This is a genomic window from Acinetobacter pragensis (genome assembly GCF_001605895.1).
GTDB classification, from domain to species: Bacteria; Pseudomonadota; Gammaproteobacteria; order Pseudomonadales; family Moraxellaceae; genus Acinetobacter; species Acinetobacter pragensis.
Genome location: NZ_LUAW01000023.1, coordinates 1 through 18429 on the forward strand (window position 1 = coordinate 1; position 18429 = coordinate 18429).

At 43.6% G+C, this 18429-nt stretch carries 15 protein-coding genes and 1 rRNA gene; 14 read left to right on the plus strand and 2 right to left on the minus strand.

Going from position 1 to position 18429, the window contains the following annotated elements:
• The first annotated feature begins 105 nt into the window (after positions 1 to 105).
• The 8 genes from rrf to hisC all read left to right on the plus strand — a co-directional run bounded on the left by rrf (position 106) and on the right by hisC (position 7699).
• Positions 106 to 220: ribosomal RNA gene (gene rrf / locus AZH43_RS10410) — 5S ribosomal RNA — on the plus strand.
• A 314-nt stretch (positions 221 to 534) separates the two neighbouring features.
• On the plus strand, positions 535 to 1989 hold the full coding sequence (locus AZH43_RS10415; protein WP_067669394.1) for an RNA polymerase factor sigma-54: 1455 nt from the start codon (positions 535 to 537) through the stop codon (positions 1987 to 1989).
• Between the two features lie 173 nt (positions 1990 to 2162).
• Entirely contained in the window at positions 2163 to 2495 is a 333-nt protein-coding gene (gene hpf, locus AZH43_RS10420; RefSeq protein ID WP_067669396.1) for a ribosome hibernation-promoting factor, HPF/YfiA family, read from the plus strand.
• Between the two features lie 136 nt (positions 2496 to 2631).
• Positions 2632 to 2883, plus strand: a complete 252-nt coding sequence (gene ibaG / locus AZH43_RS10425; RefSeq protein ID WP_067669398.1) for a BolA family iron metabolism protein IbaG — start codon at positions 2632 to 2634, stop codon at positions 2881 to 2883.
• A gap of 7 nt (positions 2884 to 2890) precedes the next feature.
• Complete coding sequence (murA, locus tag AZH43_RS10430; RefSeq protein WP_067669400.1) at positions 2891 to 4147, plus strand: UDP-N-acetylglucosamine 1-carboxyvinyltransferase; 1257 nt, start codon at positions 2891 to 2893, stop codon at positions 4145 to 4147.
• The gene (gene hisG / locus AZH43_RS10435; protein ID WP_067669403.1) at positions 4147 to 4848 is read left to right on the plus strand and encodes an ATP phosphoribosyltransferase; all 702 of its coding nucleotides are present in this window, start codon (positions 4147 to 4149) and stop codon (positions 4846 to 4848) included. The genes murA and hisG overlap by 1 nt, the downstream gene beginning before the upstream one ends.
• A gap of 329 nt (positions 4849 to 5177) precedes the next feature.
• Entirely contained in the window at positions 5178 to 6479 is a 1302-nt protein-coding gene (hisD, locus tag AZH43_RS10440) for a histidinol dehydrogenase (RefSeq protein ID WP_067669405.1), read from the plus strand.
• 122 nt (positions 6480 to 6601) lie between these two features.
• Complete coding sequence (gene hisC / locus AZH43_RS10445) at positions 6602 to 7699, plus strand: histidinol-phosphate transaminase (protein WP_067669407.1); 1098 nt, start codon at positions 6602 to 6604, stop codon at positions 7697 to 7699.
• Between the two features lie 62 nt (positions 7700 to 7761).
• Here the strand turns inward: hisC and AZH43_RS10450 are convergent, their stop codons facing one another.
• The gene (locus tag AZH43_RS10450; protein WP_067669409.1) at positions 7762 to 9102 is read right to left on the minus strand and encodes an anthranilate synthase component I family protein; all 1341 of its coding nucleotides are present in this window, start codon (positions 9100 to 9102) and stop codon (positions 7762 to 7764) included.
• Positions 9103 to 9356: 254 nt separating this feature from the next.
• On the opposite strand from AZH43_RS10450, the gene filA reads away from it, so the two are divergent.
• The 6 genes from filA (at position 9357) to filF (ending at position 17747) form a co-directional block, all read left to right on the plus strand.
• The gene (filA, locus tag AZH43_RS10455) at positions 9357 to 10301 is read left to right on the plus strand and encodes a putative pilus system protein FilA (protein ID WP_067669411.1); all 945 of its coding nucleotides are present in this window, start codon (positions 9357 to 9359) and stop codon (positions 10299 to 10301) included.
• Positions 10302 to 10500: 199 nt separating this feature from the next.
• Positions 10501 to 11334 (plus strand): putative pilus system C39 family peptidase FilB, encoded by an 834-nt coding sequence (filB, locus tag AZH43_RS10460; protein ID WP_067669413.1) that lies wholly within the window; start codon positions 10501 to 10503, stop codon positions 11332 to 11334.
• A 64-nt stretch (positions 11335 to 11398) separates the two neighbouring features.
• Entirely contained in the window at positions 11399 to 12601 is a 1203-nt protein-coding gene (filC, locus tag AZH43_RS10465) for a putative pilus system protein FilC (protein WP_067669415.1), read from the plus strand.
• A gap of 12 nt (positions 12602 to 12613) precedes the next feature.
• Positions 12614 to 14278 (plus strand): putative pilus system OmpP1/FadL family transporter FilD, encoded by a 1665-nt coding sequence (filD, locus tag AZH43_RS10470; RefSeq protein ID WP_067669417.1) that lies wholly within the window; start codon positions 12614 to 12616, stop codon positions 14276 to 14278.
• A 31-nt stretch (positions 14279 to 14309) separates the two neighbouring features.
• Positions 14310 to 15698, plus strand: a complete 1389-nt coding sequence (gene filE / locus AZH43_RS10475) for a putative pilus assembly protein FilE (RefSeq protein WP_264753352.1) — start codon at positions 14310 to 14312, stop codon at positions 15696 to 15698.
• Positions 15699 to 15719: 21 nt separating this feature from the next.
• Positions 15720 to 17747, plus strand: coding sequence for a putative pilus system protein FilF (gene filF, locus AZH43_RS10480; RefSeq protein ID WP_067669422.1), 2028 nt, complete (start codon positions 15720 to 15722; stop codon positions 17745 to 17747).
• A gap of 96 nt (positions 17748 to 17843) precedes the next feature.
• On the opposite strand, the gene AZH43_RS10485 is transcribed toward filF, so the two are convergent.
• Positions 17844 to 18392 carry an NUDIX hydrolase gene (locus tag AZH43_RS10485; RefSeq protein ID WP_067669424.1) on the minus strand — a complete coding sequence of 183 codons (549 nt, stop codon included), beginning with the start codon at positions 18390 to 18392 and terminating at the stop codon, positions 17844 to 17846.
• Between the last annotated feature and the right edge of the window lie 37 nt (positions 18393 to 18429).

Below are 18429 nucleotides of genomic sequence, written 5' to 3' on the forward strand. Positions count from 1 at the left end.
AATGTTCAACTCAAATATACCTGTTAATAACTCATTTGGTACGAAGTAAGGCATGCGCTGTGAAATACAGCCCAAATAAGACCCGAACAAGTCCATAACAGTTGTGCTGGCGACAATAGCAAGAGTGAACCACCTGATCCCTTCCCGAACTCAGAAGTGAAACCTCTTAGCGCTGATGGTAGTGTGGGGTTACCCATGTGAGAGTAAGTCATCGCCAGCTCATTATTCGAAACACCCCCTGATAACCCAGGGGGTGTTTTTTTATGTGCAGGAAAAGGGAGGGAAAGGGGATTTAGATAAGTGCGGACTGCAAAACATCAAATGCTCAACCAAATGTAATGTAATGAAATTAAATCAATCTTATGAGTTGAATAGCTTGGAATTTTTAGGTTTTTCTCTATAAGAGCAGTATAAAAATTACGTAATATTATTTATTTTGTATGTTTTTTAATAAAACCATGGTATAAAAAATAAAACGGCACAATAATTGCTTATAACTTAAAGAATGCGCTAGCGTACGAGGAAAAATATAATATGAAGTTATCGATTGGATTGAAAGTTGCAAATTCGCTGTCATTAACACCACAGCTGCAACAAGCCATTCGTTTGCTTCAGCTTTCAAGCCTAGAGTTGGAACAAGAAATTCAGATTCAGTTAGACAGCAATCCGCTGCTTGAAAAAATTGAAGAACAGTCTACAGCAGAAAGTTTATCTGAGCTGAGTGAATTAGAACAGGATGGAAAAGATTTAACCAATGAATTGAATGCAAACCATTTGCCGGATGATTTGCCTGTAGATACCGATTGGGATGATATTTATACACATCAGCCGACCAGCTTAGGAACACCGGATTTTGAGGAACGGGAAGATAACCGCCAAAGCCATACAAGTCTAGGGCAGCATATGCTGGAGCAGGTTAATCTGCTGCATTTTTCACCGGTTGATAAATTGATTGCACACTGCATCATCGATTCGCTGGATGATAGAGGTTTTTTAGACTGTGAATTAGCGGAAATTACCCAATCAGTTCAGCATTTGCTTGAAAGCATGGATTATGATGAAGTTGTTGAAGATGATGAGGTTCTGGTTGTTTTAAAATATATCCAGCGTTTGGAGCCAATAGGTGTTGGCGCTCGTAATTTAGCAGAATGCCTGATCATCCAGTTGCAAAGCTTGCCTGAAAATACGGCTAACCGCAAAGAGGCGATCACTTTGATGCAGCATTATGAGTTGCTGATTTCAAACGAACTGCCAAAACTGGTGAAACAAACGGGCTTAAACCCTGATCAGTTGAAAGATGCAGTTGACTTGCTGAAGACTTTAAAAGCGCATCCCGGCATGGAATTTGAAGACCGGGATTCTGACTATCAAATTCCGGATGTGGTTGTATCTAAACGTGATGAGCACTGGCATGTCCAGCTGAATCAAGATGTCATGCCAAAGCTGCGTGTGAACTCATTTTATGCCAATATGATTAAGCGGGCAGATCAGAGCAGTGATAATCAATATCTGCGCAATCAGATGCTGGAAGCGAAGAACTTTATTAAAAGCATTGATGAGCGGCATAAAACCTTATTAAAAGTCGCGACCTGCATTGTAGAGCATCAGCGTTCTTTTTTTGAAATTGGCGCAGAAGGAATGCGGCCGCTGGTATTGCGGGATATTGCGGAGGAAGTAGAGCTGCATGAATCTACTGTATCCCGCGTGACAACCAATAAGTTTATGCTGACACCGCGGGGCTTATTTGAGCTAAAGTATTTCTTTTCCAGCCATGTGGGGACTACGTCTGGCGGTGAAGCTTCTTCGACAGCAATCCGTGCCAAAATCAAAAAAATGATTGCGGATGAAAATTCCCGTAAGCCTTTGTCTGACAATGCAATAGCCATCATGCTGAAAGAAGACGGGGTAGATGTCGCGCGGCGCACAGTCGCAAAATATCGAGAATCGTTACATATTCCTTCATCTTCAGAACGAAAAGTCTTGATCTGATTTTTAAAATCTGACTATTCTAGAGGTTCATTATGACGAAATAATGAATCTCTTTTTTATTTAAGGAATGGCCAGAATGATTTGATGCTAGATGCAGAACTCCAGTTATTTGCACAGATTCGGACGTTGTGGCCAGTTTCTTTCTAATCCTAAGGAAGGTGAGGGATAGTGTTATGCAGATTACAATTCGTGGCCATCATTTAACTGTTACACCTGCTATTGAAGAAGATATCCGTTTAAAGTTCGCGCAGATGACCAAGCATTTGGATCAAGTGAACAGCATGCAAGTCAAACTGACCAAAGATCATCAAATTGATAAGCGTTCACGTAAAGGAAGCTCCAATCACATTGCTGAAGCCATTATCCGTTTGCCCGGAGCTGAGCTGTTTGCGCAAGCGACAGCCGATGATATGTATGCGTCGATAAAAAAAATGACTGATAAATTAAAAAGACAGCTGCATAAACATCGAAAAATGCAATTAATTTATATGCCGCTGGAGGCCTAGTCGATAATTTGCGCAAAAAGAGGTTTTAAATAACCTCTTTTTTTATTGATATATTGTACATGTCTAATGAATTATTTTTTTTATTTATAGTAAAATGGCAGGTTTTACACCGTTAGTCCTATAAAGAGGTCTTGTGATGAATAGTGAACAGCTCACTGATATTTTAAAAGCTGCGTTTCCAGATGCTGAAGTTGCAGTGAGTGGGCAAGGCGGCAAATTTGATCTTCGCATTGTCGATGATCAGTTTGATGGCAAACGTCCTGTTGCACGTCAGCAAACCGTTTACGCGCCGTTGAATTCCTATATTGCCAGCGGTGAAGTTCATGCAGTCACAATTCGCGCAATGACAAAAGAAGAATGGCGTAAAGCAAGCCTATTCGGAGCTTAATAATTTAATGGATAAATTTTTAATTCAGGGCGGCGCTAAGCTCGAAGGTGAAGTGCGTATTTCTGGTGCGAAAAATGCGGCGCTTCCATTACTGGCGGCAATGATTTTAGCGGACTCTCCAATTACGCTGACTAACGTGCCTAATCTGAAAGATGTCAATACGTTAGTTAAATTGATTGGCGGCTTAGGCGTTCAAATGTCCTATGAAGGCGATACTGTAAAAGCGGATACGTCTACTTTAGACAATCAGTTTGCACCGTATGAGCTCGTAAAAACTATGCGTGCATCTATTTTGGTGCTTGGCCCATTGCTGGCGCGCTATGGCAGTGCGCAGGTGTCTTTACCTGGCGGCTGTGCAATCGGTTCACGTCCAGTCGATCAGCATTTGAAAGCCTTAGAGGCTTTAGGCGCGCAGATTGAAGTTGAAAATGGCTATGTGCACGCCAAAGTGGATGGCCGCTTAAAAGGCGGTGAAGTTGTTTTTGACATGGTGACTGTCGGCGGCACTGAAAATATCCTGACGGCGGCTGTACTGGCTGATGGCGTTACAACCATCCGCAATGCTGCCCGTGAGCCTGAAATTACCGATCTGGCGCAAATGCTTATCAAAATGGGCGCCAAAATTGAAGGTCTGGATACAGATACGCTGGTCGTTACTGGGGTTGAAAGCCTGCATGGCTGCGAGTATGCGGTGGTTGCAGACCGGATTGAGACAGGATCATATTTGGCGGCGGCGGCGATTACCGGCGGTAAAGTAAAAACAACGCATACAGATCCGAATCTGCTTGAGTCAGTTTTAGATAAATTTGAAGAAATGGGTGCGGAAGTGACCCGCGGCGATGACTGGATTGAATTGGACATGATGGGCAAGCGCCCTAAAGCGGTCAGCTTCCAGACATTGCCTCATCCAGAATTCCCGACGGATATGCAGGCGCAGTTAATGGCAGTCAATGCGATTGGCCGCGGCTTTGCGACAATTTCTGAAACGATTTTTGAAAACCGTTTCATGCACGTTCCTGAATTGGCCCGTATGGGAGCCAATATTCAGGTCGAAGGTAATGATGCTGTGGTAACAGGTGTAGATAAACTGTCTGCAGCGCCTGTTATGGCAACTGATTTGCGCGCTTCATTCTCCTTGGTGTTGGCTGCATTGGCGGCTGAAGGGGAGACGCTGATTGACCGCATTTATCATATTGACCGCGGCTATGAAGACATTGAAGCAAAATTACAAGGTTTAGGTGCCCAGATTAAGCGAGTAAGTTAATGAGCGATATGAGAAACGATGATCCAAACTTTGACGTAATGGGCAATTTTGATCATGGTTTAACTTTAGCATTAAGTAAGGGACGTATCTTAAAAGAAACTTTGCCGCTGTTGGAAACAGCGGGGATCAATTTATTGGAAGATCCGGATAAATCCCGTAAATTGATTTTTCCGACAACCCATAAACAGGTGCGCATTTTAATTCTGCGCGCTTCTGATGTGCCGACTTATGTTGAAAATGGCGCAGCGGATCTTGGTGTTGCGGGTAAAGATGTTTTAATGGAACATGGCGCGCAAAATGTCTATGAACCGCTGGATTTGAAAATTGCCAACTGTAAATTGATGACAGCGGGTAAAGTCGGCATGGTTCGACCGAAAGGCCGCCTGAAAATTGCGACCAAGTATGTGAATTTAACCCGTCAATACTATGCGAGCTTAGGCGAGCAGGTGGATGTGATTAAATTATACGGTTCGATGGAATTAGCGCCCTTGGTGGGTTTAGGCGATTATATCGTCGACGTGGTGGATACGGGCAATACGCTTCGCGCCAATGGCTTAGAGCCTTTGGAAGAAATTTGCACGGTATCTTCCCGTTTGATTGTGAACAAAGCCAGCTTTAAGCGTAAGCAGCAATTATTGAATCCGATACTTGCACAGCTGGAAACGGCAGTGGAAGAGCGTCAAAAAGCGCAGCAGGCTTAATTCATATTTTGCAGAAAACCGTCCTTTGGGGCGGTTTTTTTATGCCGATGATTTTTGAATTTAAATTAAAGCGCTGAATGTGCAGGCTCAGTTTTTTATATTTGAGACGCATGAGCAGCATATAGTATTGATGGGCAATGCCTGTAATTTTCATATCAGTATTTCTATTTTTCATCTGATTTGATTGAGTTCAGATTCAAATGGAGACTCAAACTGGTTTGCCAATTAAATCAAAAGTAATTTTTCATTAAACTCGGCGGTTAGGTGAAGGATTGTTGCCCACAACATATTGGAAACAAGGTAAACTAAAGTTTTCCAATTCAAACCTTGTGGGTAAATTGATGCGACGTTTATCGACTCAAGATCAAAACTTCAAGCAGGCTTTTGCTGACTTGTTGGCTTTTGAGACAGTTAGTGATCCTGAACTTTTAAAAACCGTAGACCAAATCATTGCTGATGTCCGTCAGCATGGCGATGCTCATGTTCTTAAGCTCACTCAACAGTTCGATCGACATCCAGCGCATCAATTTTCAGATCTGGAACTGACCCAAGAACAGTTAAAAACTGCGTTTGAAGGGCTGACAGCAGAAGTGCGTGAAGCTTTAGAGCTTGCGGCTCGTCGTGTGCGTGAATTCCATCAGGCGCAAAAGCAGGATGGCTGGACTTATGTGGATGCTCTAGGCAATACCTTGGGGCAAAAAGTCACTCCCTTAGACCGCGTAGGCATTTATGTGCCGGGCGGTTTAGCCTCATATCCATCTTCTGTGCTGATGAATGCGGTTCCTGCGCATGTTGCTGGTGTGCCCGAAATTATCATGGTGGTACCTGCCCCAAATGGCGAGCTGAATCCATTGGTGCTGGCAGCAGCTTATTTGGCTGGTGTGCACCGGGTATTCACCATTGGCGGTGCGCAAGCGGTCGCTGCTTTGGCATACGGTACAGAAACCATTCCATCGGTTGATAAAATCACAGGCCCGGGCAACCGTTTTGTTGCGGCAGCTAAACGTGCGGTATTCGGTCAAGTCGGCATTGATATGATTGCCGGCCCATCTGAAATCCTTGTCTATGCTGAAGGCGCGAATAATGCTGAATGGCTGGCGATGGATCTGCTGTCTCAAGCAGAGCATGATACTGTTGCACAAGCGGTGTTCATCACGCCAGATGAGCAGCTGCTGAATGACGTTGAATACTGGATTGAAAAGCATTTAGAAGCTTTGCCTAAGGCCGATATTGCGCGGACATCCATTGCCAATCGCGGTGCATTGGTGCTGGTAAAAGACCGTGCAGAAGGTGCTGAACTGATTAATCAAGTTGCCCCTGAACATTTAATGCTTTGTTTAGATGAAGCTGAAGCAATGTCTCAAGACATCCGCCATGCAGGCGCGATCTTTATGGGACGCTATACGCCAGAAGCTATTGGCGACTACTGTGCTGGGCCAAATCACGTCTTGCCAACATCCGGCACAGCGCGCTTTTCGTCTCCTTTGGGTGTTTATGATTTCCAAAAACGTTCAAGTTTGATTATGTGCTCTGAACAAGGTGTGAAAACCTTAGCGAAAACTGCAGATATTTTGGCGCAGCAAGAAAACTTAGACGCGCATGCACGCTCTGCACGCTATCGTTATCAGTAAGCTATCATTTAAATAATTCAGTAATGATCGTTCCTCTCCCTTAGGGAGAGGCTGGGAGAGGTAAACGTAAAGACCTCACCCTAACCCTCTCCTAAAAGGAGAGAGAATTTAGAGAATATCAAATGTCGAATATCAGCATGGAACAAATGCGGTTTTGGAGTCCTGATGTACGCGAATTAGAGCCGTATGTCCCAGGCGAACAGCCCAAAATACAGAATTTATTGAAGTTGAATACCAACGAAAACCCATATCCGCCTTCGCCAAAAGTCGTGGCTGCGGTACAGGCAGTATTGGAAAATTCAGCAGATGCCTTACGGTTATATCCTGACCCAGATGCAATGGCATTAAAGCAGGCAATTGCAAAACAGCAAAATACTGCTGTAGAAAATGTGTTTGTGGGCAATGGTTCAGACGAAGTTTTAGCGCATATTTTTAAAGCCTTTTTTGTGCAAGATTTACCTATCCTTTATCCTGATATCACCTACAGCTTCTATCCTGTTTACAGTCAATTTTTTGGCATTGCCGCCAATACTAAAATTCTGCCTTTGAACGACGATTTTGAAATTGCTGTTGATGATTATAAGCAGCCGAATGGCGGCATTATTATTACCAATCCGAATGCGCCTACCAGCATTGCTTTAGGTTTGCCTGAGATTGAAGAGGTATTGCAGGCCAATCCGGATTCTGTCGTGGTGATTGATGAAGCCTATGTGGATTTTGGTGCAGAATCGGCAGTCAGTTTGGTTGAAAAATACGAAAACTTAGTCGTGTGCCAAACGACGTCTAAGTCACGTTCACTTGCGGGTTTGCGTGTCGGTTTCGCTATTGCGCAGCCGCATTTGATTGCCGCGCTGGAAGCGGTTAAAAACAGCTTTAACTCTTATCCTATTGACCGCTTTGCGATTGCAGCGGCTGTTGCCTCTTTTGAAGATCAGGCTTATTTTGAAGCCCAAAACCAAAAAGTTATTGCAAGCCGTGAAAAACTGACGGCGCAGCTCACTGGGCTAGGGTTTAAAGTACTGCCGTCAAAAGCAAATTTTATTTTTGCATCATTGCCGTCTAAGGATGCTGGCGAGCTGGCTGCCGCATTGCGGGAGCAAGGCATTATTGTGCGTTACTTCAATAAGCCGCGCATTAATCAATTTTTGCGTATTACTATTGGCACAGATGAACAGAATCAGCGTTTGGTTGATACTTTGAAGAATATAATTTTAGTTTAATCAAATTGTTAAATAAAAAAGCCTAACGTCAGTTAGGCTTTTTTGTAGCCGAAACCCAATGTTTAATTCGGCTGATGCCATGTATTGAGTAAATCGAGTATCGCCGAAACTTTATCAAAACATTCCTGATATTCGGCATCGCAATCGGAAGCAACCGTAATGCCGCCGCCGGCCCATAGGGATACATTATTTTGATATTTTTGGATCGAACGGATCAGAATATTCCAAGAACCTGTCCCATCTTCGTTAAAATAACCCAATGAGCCGCAGTAAGCCCCGCGCGGAGCGCCTTCAAGTTCATCAATAATCTGCATGGCGCGAATTTTTGGAGCGCCGGTGATTGAACCGCCAGGAAGTGCAGACAACAGCATGTTAAAAGGGTTTACGCCCGGTTTTAATGTGGCTTCTACTTCACTGACCATGTGATGCACTTGATTAAATGATTCAATATTAAACAGCTTTGGCGTTTTTACTGAACCGGTTTCTGCATAAACGCTGAGGTCATTGCGCAATAAATCCACAATCATCACATTTTCAGCTTGATCCTTTTCAGAGTTTTCTAAAGTCTGTTTGGACTGAGCATCTAAAATAGGGTCTGTAAAACGGGGCATCGTGCCTTTAATCGGTTTGGTAATGATTTTCCGTTCCGCTTCAAAATCAATAAATAATTCAGGTGAACAGCTTAATAGCTCAAAATCATCTATGCGCAGGTAGCCCGAATAAGGCGCATCGGTCAGTGCCCAAAGCCGCGCTGCGGTATCTAACAATTGGCCTTCCGCTAGTGCGGTGAATTCCTGTGTTAAGTTAATTTGATAACAATCTCCAGCCTTTATGTATTCCTGAACGTGATGGAAAGCCTTGGCATATTGGGCTTTGGTCCAGCGGGCGCTGCAAGCGGTACGCAGTTTAAAGTTTGAAGGAGTTTCAGGGGCATTCATCAACTTGAGAATCAATGTCTGCATTTCTATAAAATTTTCTGATGGGCAGTGCAGTTCCCAGCCAGTTTCAGACCATGTTAAAAAAGTGCTGAAATGTCCCAAAAATAGGCTGGGCTGGTGCTTCTGCGCTAAATTGACGTGCTGAGATGCGCCATAGTCATAGCTGATGAAGCCCATGTATCCGCCTTTGAAGGCTTTGTTGTTATTTTCTTTCAAAATGTTATTGAAAATTTTCGGCAGCTGATCTGCGGGTGATTGGCGATAACTATTCAATTCCTGCTGAGTGCAATGAGTCAGCTGTGAATTCTGCAAAATAAAATATTCATCTGCACAAAAAGCAATGACAGGAAAACCATTATTTTGCAAATACACGGCATGATTCAAGCCAGCCATCGCCTTTAAAATTTTCTCGGCGGTAATGATGTGATTAAGAATAATTTTTTGGCTGAATTGAGGGTTTTGCATGCGTCAAATGAAAAAAATCTGAGTGGATAAGCATAGTTTATATCAATGCGGAAGCAAGGGTTGAGTAAATACCGTTTATCGGCAAGAGATAGATTGCGACCAACAGCAGTTGAACAAAAAATGACACGGATATAATTTAGTCAAGCAGAACACTGCTCAAGGAAAGATGTAACAGCTGTCACAAAACGAATAATCAGCTGTGTATATCGAGTGGTTGACAATCAAAAAAAATAATACTCTTGGGAGAGTAAAAGATGAAAAAATTCACTCAACTTGCTTTGGTTTCTTCTCTAGCAATCAGTGCAAATGCAATGGCAATGCAAGCAATGGATGATGCATCGCTCAGTGCTTCAACAGGTCAAGACGGCATCAATATCGGTATCGGCATTTCAAAAATTGAAATTGAAAAATTATTGATTCATGATAATGACGGTTTAACCAGCACAGCTTTAGGCGGAACTTCAACAGCTGGCGCAATTGTTATTAAAGGAACAGGCGTTGCAGGTACTGCAAATGAAAAAAATGGTATTGTAATTGGTGCAAATACAGCAAGCTTATTGGCTTCGCATAACTTGGCTGATTTGCAAATCGATTCAGATGCAGGTACTTCTGCTAAAGGCGGCGCATTTATTAACATTGCCGCGCAAGTCTCTGGTTTGGATATTCATATCGGTGAAATTGGTGTCGCTGCTTCTGGTGACTCAACGGCAACAGGTATTCGCCGCGGTGCTACAGAGAACTATAACAAAATTTTAACAGGTCTTAATATTAAGACTGGCGTAATGGATGCAAATGTGCAGTTGGGTGCAACACCGCAAGGTGCGATGATTAAATTGAATACAACAATGCAAGGCGGTCTGGAGATTTCTGATCTTGGCATCGTTGATAGCTCAGGCGGCGGTCAAATCTGGTTAGGCAAGATCCAAGTAGCAGATGCTAGCGGTACTGATTTATCTATTTCGAATAAAATTTCAGTAAAACCAACAGGGCTTAGCATTTTAAATGATGGTACAACAGCGACCGATATTTATGTTCAAGCGATTGCTTTAGGCGCTAAGCCAACAGCTACTCTTGGCGCTCGCGGTACTGCTACTGCTGGCTCAATTGGCGATGTTGAAATCCAAGGCCTTCAAACATATTACATGGATTCAGCAACAACAATGGCGAAGGGTTCTGTAATTACAATTTCCGGCCGTTAATATTTATAGAGAAAAAAGCGCGTGAAATTCACGCGCTTTTTTTTACATAAAAAAGCTAAAACACATCAAAAAAGTAAAAAAAATACTGTTTTTTTTTGAAAAAAACGGTATCTTTCATATGACATGGATGTAGAGCTTTAGCTCTAAAATAAAGATAATAAAGGCACATCACTGCCGATAACTAAAAAAGTTAGAAGATATGTTAGAGATAGCACTAGGCTCGGCATTGATGTATTACTTTGCCAAAGAGTCTTTCGATATAAAGCAAAAGCCAGCGGGGACGGTGCAATACACTGAAACTCTGGATTCCCGCAATGATTCCTTTACGCGCATGCATCGTGAAGCCGTTAAAATTAAACCTGCTATAGAAGATCAATTCCGCGGTATTGTGCGTCAGGCCTATGACTACAGCTGCGGTTCAGCAGCCTTAACCACTTTGCTGAATGGCTATGTCGGCACACAGCTGACAGAACAGCAAATTATGAACGGTTTGCTGAAATATGGTGAAACTGAAAAAATTATTGAGCGCCGAAGCTTTTCTTTATTAGACATGAAGCGCTTTGTCGCGGCTTTAGGTTTGGAAAGCGGGGGATACCGCGGTGAATTTTCAGATTTAGTCAGTCAAGGGCAGCCCGCTATTGTTCCTATTTCTTACGCTGGCTTTAAGCATTTTGTCGTGTTCAAGGGGTATAAAAACGGCAGAGTTTATGTGGCAGACCCTGCGCTGGGAAATATCAGTTTTGATGAAACCCGTTTTAAGGAAATTTGGGAAAATAATACCTTATACCTGATTAATGTTGCGCCAGAACAGCGAAAAAATATGTTAGCGCTGCAGGAAGCCGACATGCGCCATGTCGATGATGCAACAATTAATAGATATGCCTTTGTTGATATTCAATATCCGCAGTTTTATATGAATAAAATTGCAGATAAAGCCTCTACGATCCGGCTGGATACGAATATGAATGAAGATTCAGAAAATTATGGCAAAAAAGAATATAACTATTTGCGCCTTTATTATAAGAGCAAATAATTTTTATAAAAAAGTGAATTGAAACAAAAGCGAAATTAAAAAAATAAAAGCGGTAGGATGGAACATGAAAAGTAAATGGATGAACAGAACCTTATTAGCCATGAGTATACAGCTGGTAATGGGCGTTGCTTATGCTGCCGAAGAGCCAGGTGTAGGGGAGTATGAGCAGACTGATCAGCAAGAGGAAGCTGTTGCCGCAGATAATTCTGTTGGCGGCTATGACTCTGTAGATGAGCCGAATGCTGATGCAGTGGCAGTTGAGCAAAAGACCGAGCAGACTTCTGAAAATCAGACCGTAAGTACAGCGGTTGCTGCGTCGGAATCATTGGCTGCTACAGATGCATCATCTGCTTTGCAGCAGCAGGCGGGTGATGCTAGTCAGGAAACAAATCTGCAAGAAGTTTTTACTTCGAATGAGCGCCAGTTTTCATTGATTAAAAAGGGCGAAATATCTTCTTTTTATGATATTGATTACACCTATTACCGCGATACACAGCTGGATATGGAAATGGCCAATGGCCAGCTGTATCAATTGCGTGTACAGGAAAATGCAACGCATTCAATGACCAATACGTTCACGCTGCAATATGGTGTTCTGGATAATTTAACTTTTACTGCTTCATTGCCGCTGGTGGCAAAATCAGATTTGCTGAAAGATACTTCAACCGCAGGTTTAGGGGATATTTCACTTGGCGCGCGCTGGGAGCCATTCCCTTTAAAAGCGGGACGTTTACCGCTGATTTTGTTTGGCAATCTTTCCACCAAAACAGGCGACAGCCCATATGAAGTCAATGCTGCGTCAGATTTAGCCACGGGCAAAGGCTACTATTCTGTCGGTGTAGGCGCCAGCACACGCAAATATATTGACCCAGTGGTTTTATTCGCTTCAGTTTCAGCCAATTACGGGCTGAAGGAAAGCGGTTTAGATCAGCGCCGCGGCACGCGCGTAATTAACGAATTTGATCCTGGAATCAGCGGCGGTTTTGCTTTCGGTTTCGCTTATTCATTCAATTATGATGTTTCAATGACAATGTCATATCAGCAAAGCTTTAACACGGGTGCCGAATTCAGTTATAACACAGGCGAAACCTATTCTCCTGCAGATCAGACCAGTTCTACTTTGGCAATTTCATTAGGTGTTCGGGTTTCACCAGACACTATTGTGAATGGAACAGTCGGTTTAGGGTTAACGGAAGATGCGCCTGATGTGTCCTTGGGCCTGTCTTTCCCGCTTGATATCTTAGGTTTCGGCAAAAAATTCCGTTAAGAGGGTTGCTGCATGAATAATATTCGGCTCAGCCCACTCGTTACCGCGATTATTTTAACGGGCTGCTCCAGCACCGCATTTGCGCAGCTGGGAACAAACTTATCTGTAGATGTCAGGTCTTTGGCCTTAGGCAATGCTGTGACCGCTGACCCGCCAGGAATCAGCGCCGTGCACTTTAACCCTGCCGCGTTAACCAAAATTGAAGGTTTGCAGACAGATGTTCAAGGCATTATTGCCAACTTTGACATCAAGCGGGAATTTTCAGTTCCTGCGGGCTATAATGTTTTTGGTTATTCGGATGATCCGATGGTCTGTAATGACGGTCCGGAAATATCCTCTGATATTTGTACCGACTTCAAGGGTACAGTAAGCGGTGATGTTGAATATGCCAGCCTGTACGTGCCTATATTGAAGAAGATGGTCGATTTGGGTGAGGGCATGCCTTTGGCTGCGCCCACTGCAGGCATTGCCTATAATCCTCCAGGTTCAAAACTAACCTTTGCAACTGCCATGTATGCCCCATTAATTGCAGGTTTCGGGGCCGAAAATGGCAATGTTGGCAATTATATGGGCCAGCAGGTTGCGCTGGAACGCATTACCTATCTGTCGCCTACCATGGCTTATCAAATCAATGATGAGCTGTCGATCGGCGGCGGTATCGGCATGTCGTATCAGGCGATTGGCCTGAAAACAGATTTGCGGTTCCCCAATGAATTGATCGGCATGCTGCGCATGATCGATGAAGTCGTCTGTACGCCATTTAAAGACAATTCAGATATTATTACAGATATTCTGCTTTTGGGAATGTGTAATGCTGATGAGGGAATGAATCCTTTCGGCAAATTCGGGCAGCTTCAGCTGGCGCTTGAGCAATCCTTAAGTCCAAGTTACAACTTGGGTGTACTGTGGGAACCGAGGGAAGATTTCAGTTTTGGTATGGTCTATCAAAGCGCTGCTAAAATGCGCCTGAAAGGCAAGTACCACATTGATAATGCGAAAGCGCCGCAAGAGCTGATCAAAGGCCTGATGTCATCGCCGACGGGCCAAATTTTAGCGGCAATTTTAGGTTTTCCTAGTACTGTACCTGCCAGTGAATCGGGTTTGGTGTCTATGGATTTTGAGTATCCTCAGCATTTTCAAGCGGGCATTAAATATAAAATTTTACCTGATCTTCAGGTTAATTTTGATGTGGGCTGGACGGATTATAAAGCCTGGGATAAATTCCGCTTTGAATTTGACCGTCAAATTTCTGCTTTGAAAATTGCCAAATTGCTGTCTGAAAATATCAGTGATACTTCTTTAGCCTTGCCTTTAGGGTTCACATCACCTTGGAATTATGGCATTGGATTGGAATATTCGGCTACAGACCGCCTAAAACTGCGTGCAGGCTATGAGCCCCGTACCAGTGCAATTCCAGACGGCAAGCGCAATACCATGATTCCAATCAATGGCGCGCAGCTGTTTGGTTTGGGTGTGGGCTACCGCTTTGATGCAGATACCGATTTAGATCTGTCGATTGGTTTTTTACGCAGCAAGGACAGCATTCCTGCCAATAGCAGCAGCTTGGCTAACCAAACAGGGGTTAATAATATATTGTTGAATCCTTATGCAGGATTGAATGTTAAAACAGACACAAAAGTGACCATTTTGGGATTGAACTATAGAACGCGATGGTAGGAAAGGCTTAAGAATGAAAGGGAATTTATTCATGAAGTCGGTGCTTGCATTTGGAATAATGCAGGCATCCGCTGCTCATGCAGGTGCATTTCATACGATCATTGGCCCAGATGGCAGGCCAATGGTCGTTCAGATGCCTGATCGGAATGTTTCAATCAAAGAAGCTAAAAAGAAAACTGAATCTCAGGTGTTGAATACCGAAATTTCTGAACCTGCTAGTGTTCCGAAAGCGGCTCAGCTATCTGTGCCTATTAATCCAGCGCAAGAGCAAAAGTTACAGCAAGTGATTCACGGTCTAGAGACAAAACCATCCAGTAAATCCACTCTTCAAAGTGCGGTGCAGCCTCCAATTCAAGTGAACAAACTGGCTGAGGAAAATCAACCTGATACCTTAACCTCAAAAGATCTGCCTGCAGTTTCTGCAAAAGAAAAGACAATCGACGTTGTAAAACCGGCCATACAGCCTGTGGCAAAGCAAGCGTTAAAAATTGCGCCGAAATCAAATGAAGCGCTCAGTACTTCAGAAACTAAGTCGGCCGCAGTCAAAAATACGGCAGACTCTTTAACGAAAACATCGCCTGTGCAAGTTCCAGCCGCTGTCATGAGGTCCATTCAAAACAATGAGGCGCTGAATATGGCGAAGTCGCCATTTAAAGCTTTACCGCCGGAGCTGGTAAAAAAACCCGCCGCAACTGCGGTCCAGCCGGCAGAGCCGCAAACAGGCTTTTCTGCAATGAATGGCGAACAGTATGTAAATAGTGAATATTTAGAAGATAAAGAGTTTAATTTAGAAGGCAAAAAACGCTTTTATGCGATGCCTGAGGGCGTGATCGATAATAAAATTGGCGCGACCCGCATGCAAATGGTGGAGCGTGAAAAAGGCGTCAGTAAATCGATCATTGAGTCCCTGTTTAAACGCAGCCAGCCAGCTGAAAAAGGGCCTGTTGCTCTGTCTGCATCATATTACCGGGTTTCTGAAGCCGATGCGGTAGCAGGCTTAGGCCAGCAATGCTTTAAAGAAAAGCAATTTAAAAATGCGAAAAGCTTAAAGCCTTTATCTGAAATGAACCTATGGCCCCGCGCGCCGCTAAAAGATGAGTTCGATTTTGAAGTGATTAAACTGGAAAATGCAATACAGAATATTCAGATCAATTCTTATGCATCTAAGCAAAATAATCCGACATTTTATTGGCCATTTGTTGTATTTTTAGATACGCAGGGATGCGTGCTGGAAGGAGCTGGCGGCTATAAAAATAAAGATGGCAATGAAGATCATTTACGCCGAGAACGGATTGAAGGTGTTATTCAGGTGCCTGATAAAACACAGTATATTTTGATGACACCTTTGGCGACTGCAATTGATGTTGAGCAGCGCGAATTAACAAATCATGGACAACTTAAATTAATTGCAATCCGTTAGGGATAGAACACGAGAATTAGGATGAAAAATAAAAAAATACTGCCTTTTGCATTCACCGCATTGGTCATGGCATTAAGCGGCTGCGGTGGCGAAAGCGCCAATATTATTCCAGAAACATATGACACCAGCACAGAAAATGGAGCCTGCTACAGCAATACGGAAGGCTGTATGGAATTTGTTTTAGACTATCCTTTTGATGGTTTGAATTTCACCTGTTCCAGCGATACCACCAATAAATTCATTACGCTGTTTGACACAAATGAAAGTGTATCTACCGGCGCCTGTAAAATTGGCGATACCGTCACATTTTATTTGATGGGCGACAAAGATAAAAAAATTGATCTGGGCAAAGTGGACCTTAGCGCCATTTCTAATGTCGCGAGCGGCACGTCGCCTCCGCGTTTGACCTTGCTGGATATTGCAGGCGGCATTAATGGGCAGGTTGCGCTTGAGCTCAGTAAAAGTGATTCAACGGTCAAGGTTGCAATGCGTTTAGCCAAGATTATTCAGGCGATTGCATTAAAAGATGGAAAAATTACTTCGGCAACTGATATTCAGCCCGTTTATATGAATGCACTGAACAGGACGGGGCTGGAAGGCATTGATGCGTCGATAACAACAGCAAATATCATAAACTTAGATGATGCCTCATTTAATGCTTTATTTAATCCTTGGCTGGACTTAAGTGCTGTCAGCAATGATGATGCCTTTATTGTTGTATCCAAGCTGGCGAATATTTCTGTCGCCGCTGTTTTTCAGCCAGAATTTGCGCTGTTTTCAACGTCACAAGCTGTTGTGGCCGGGGTAAGCGGTTCAAATGGAATGATTGGCTGTGATAAATCTGTATGTAATCCACAAGATACCAGTAAAACCAATTCATTTGGGCACTTTATGCTGATGACTGACCGTCAGGGCATGACTTTCGGCAGCGGTGTGCAGTGGCGCGGCAAAGTTGATACGAAGCTGGACACTATTGGCGGCGTGAATTTACAGCTGATGCTGAAAGCAAAGCCGAAGCAGATGACTGCGACGCAGCAGGATAACTGGATTGATCCGATCACGCATGAAATTGACCGTAAACGTCAATTCGGTTTCAAATTTGATGTTGCTGAAGACAATGCCGAACCGCTGACAATTAAACAAGGAACTTTGCTGGCGGATAAAATGGTGGCTGGAACAGATGGCACAATTTATCGCGCGCTGGCGGGATTAACGTCAACAGCTACGCTAACAGCGCAAGACAAAGCGCGGATGGGCCTATGGACACAGCGGGTCAATGGGGTTGACTATCAGGGGACAATCGATCTGTATAAGCAATATCCAATCAGCTATTTAGATAGATCAGTATTTAAAAATGCAGAGAATACCGCGGCATCACAGAATTACTTTTTCCCGCTTTATGCCGATTTAACCTTTAAATTCAGCAATACGGATGTGAAGCCAGTTAAATTAGGCATTGTGATTGACCGCAATGGCGATATCCGCACCAATATTCGTCCAAATGTGCCTGCAGATGTTTTTAGCAATACGTCTTCAAGCGTTGTTGATTTATCTACAGACGCTGCCAATGGGTGTCAATCTGATGTACTGCAATATCCGGAGTTGATGCAAGACAGTTCAAATACGCAGCAATACCGTATTGGCACCGTATCCAGAACATTTACCAGCAGCTATATGCTGAGCCCGAATTCTTTATCGCTGCGGATGATTTTAGCGGGTGATGCCTTTGGTACATTGAACGGCGCATTGATTGGCATGAACACCACCATTAAAACCTCAACTGATACCAATGAAAGTATTGTTGTGGGTGGAGCGCTTTTAAAAGCCGGCAGTTTGATGGATGCCGCTGCAGGAACAAAGCCAGCTTCAATTGTATTTGCTGACTCCGAAGGCAAGACCGTGAAATGGGCAAACAGTTTTGCAAGTTTTAATTCAACGTATAATCAGAATAATACAACTGATTTGGAGTCAAAAGAATTGGCCAAGCTGGCAGGCGGTACAATTACCTTTGATTTAGCGCCGTGCTATACCGTAAAGCAGAAACAGTAAAAGCAGAAATCAATCATAAAGAATATGACAATAAAAAACCCATCGGTTGATGGGTTTTTTATTGATTTGCCTTAAAGAGCAGCAAACTCAATACCGTTAGCCGGTATGATCTAAACGAGTGCCCAATGTTTCTAAATGAGTGGCGAACTGGCCGGTTTTTCGGTCTTCAAAATAATGCCGAAGCGTGCGCTCAACACTCGGAAAGGCCAAATCATTCCAAGGAATTTCTTCCTCGGTAAATAAGCGGGATTCAATGGTTTCTTCGCCTGCGCCAAACTTTCCTTCGGCAAGATCCGCTTTAAATAAGACGTAAATTTGACCAATCCGCGGGATGTTGTACATGCAGTAGAGCTGCTGAATTTCAACTTCAGCCTCGGCTTCCTCACGGGTTTCGCGGGCTGCGCCTTGCTCCATGGTTTCAAAAAGCTCCATGTAGCCTGCAGGTAAAGTCCACAGTCCATAACGCGGTTCAATTGCGCGCCGGCAGAGCAGGACTTTATTTTCCCAAAGCGCTAAAGCGCCGCAGATTACTTTGGGATTAACATAATGAATATAACTGCACTGAGTGCATACACGGCGGACTTGGTGATCACCAAGAGGAATTTTTTCAGCTGTTGCACCGCCGCAGTTCGTACAGAAGTTCATATTCAAGGTCAATGATTAAACTTGCAGTCAGCATAAC

What these genes read in the sequence shown, in the direction of transcription:
- filC (WP_067669415.1), top strand. Translation starts at nt 11,399, where the DNA reads ATGAAAAGTAAATGGATGAACAGAACCTTATTAGCCATGAGTATACAG.
- filA (WP_067669411.1), top strand. Translation starts at nt 9,357, where the DNA reads ATGAAAAAATTCACTCAACTTGCTTTGGTTTCTTCTCTAGCAATCAGT.
- hpf (WP_067669396.1), top strand. Translation starts at nt 2,163, where the DNA reads ATGCAGATTACAATTCGTGGCCATCATTTAACTGTTACACCTGCTATT.
- ibaG (WP_067669398.1), top strand. Translation starts at nt 2,632, where the DNA reads ATGAATAGTGAACAGCTCACTGATATTTTAAAAGCTGCGTTTCCAGAT.
- AZH43_RS10415 (WP_067669394.1), top strand. Translation starts at nt 535, where the DNA reads ATGAAGTTATCGATTGGATTGAAAGTTGCAAATTCGCTGTCATTAACA.
- hisG (WP_067669403.1), top strand. Translation starts at nt 4,147, where the DNA reads ATGAGCGATATGAGAAACGATGATCCAAACTTTGACGTAATGGGCAAT.
- hisC (WP_067669407.1), top strand. Translation starts at nt 6,602, where the DNA reads ATGTCGAATATCAGCATGGAACAAATGCGGTTTTGGAGTCCTGATGTA.
- filD (WP_067669417.1), top strand. Translation starts at nt 12,614, where the DNA reads ATGAATAATATTCGGCTCAGCCCACTCGTTACCGCGATTATTTTAACG.
- filE (WP_264753352.1), top strand. Translation starts at nt 14,310, where the DNA reads ATGAAGTCGGTGCTTGCATTTGGAATAATGCAGGCATCCGCTGCTCAT.
- filF (WP_067669422.1), top strand. Translation starts at nt 15,720, where the DNA reads ATGAAAAATAAAAAAATACTGCCTTTTGCATTCACCGCATTGGTCATG.
- AZH43_RS10450 (WP_067669409.1), bottom strand. Translation starts at nt 9,102, where the DNA reads ATGCAAAACCCTCAATTCAGCCAAAAAATTATTCTTAATCACATCATT.
- murA (WP_067669400.1), top strand. Translation starts at nt 2,891, where the DNA reads ATGGATAAATTTTTAATTCAGGGCGGCGCTAAGCTCGAAGGTGAAGTG.
- AZH43_RS10485 (WP_067669424.1), bottom strand. Translation starts at nt 18,392, where the DNA reads ATGAACTTCTGTACGAACTGCGGCGGTGCAACAGCTGAAAAAATTCCT.
- filB (WP_067669413.1), top strand. Translation starts at nt 10,501, where the DNA reads ATGTTAGAGATAGCACTAGGCTCGGCATTGATGTATTACTTTGCCAAA.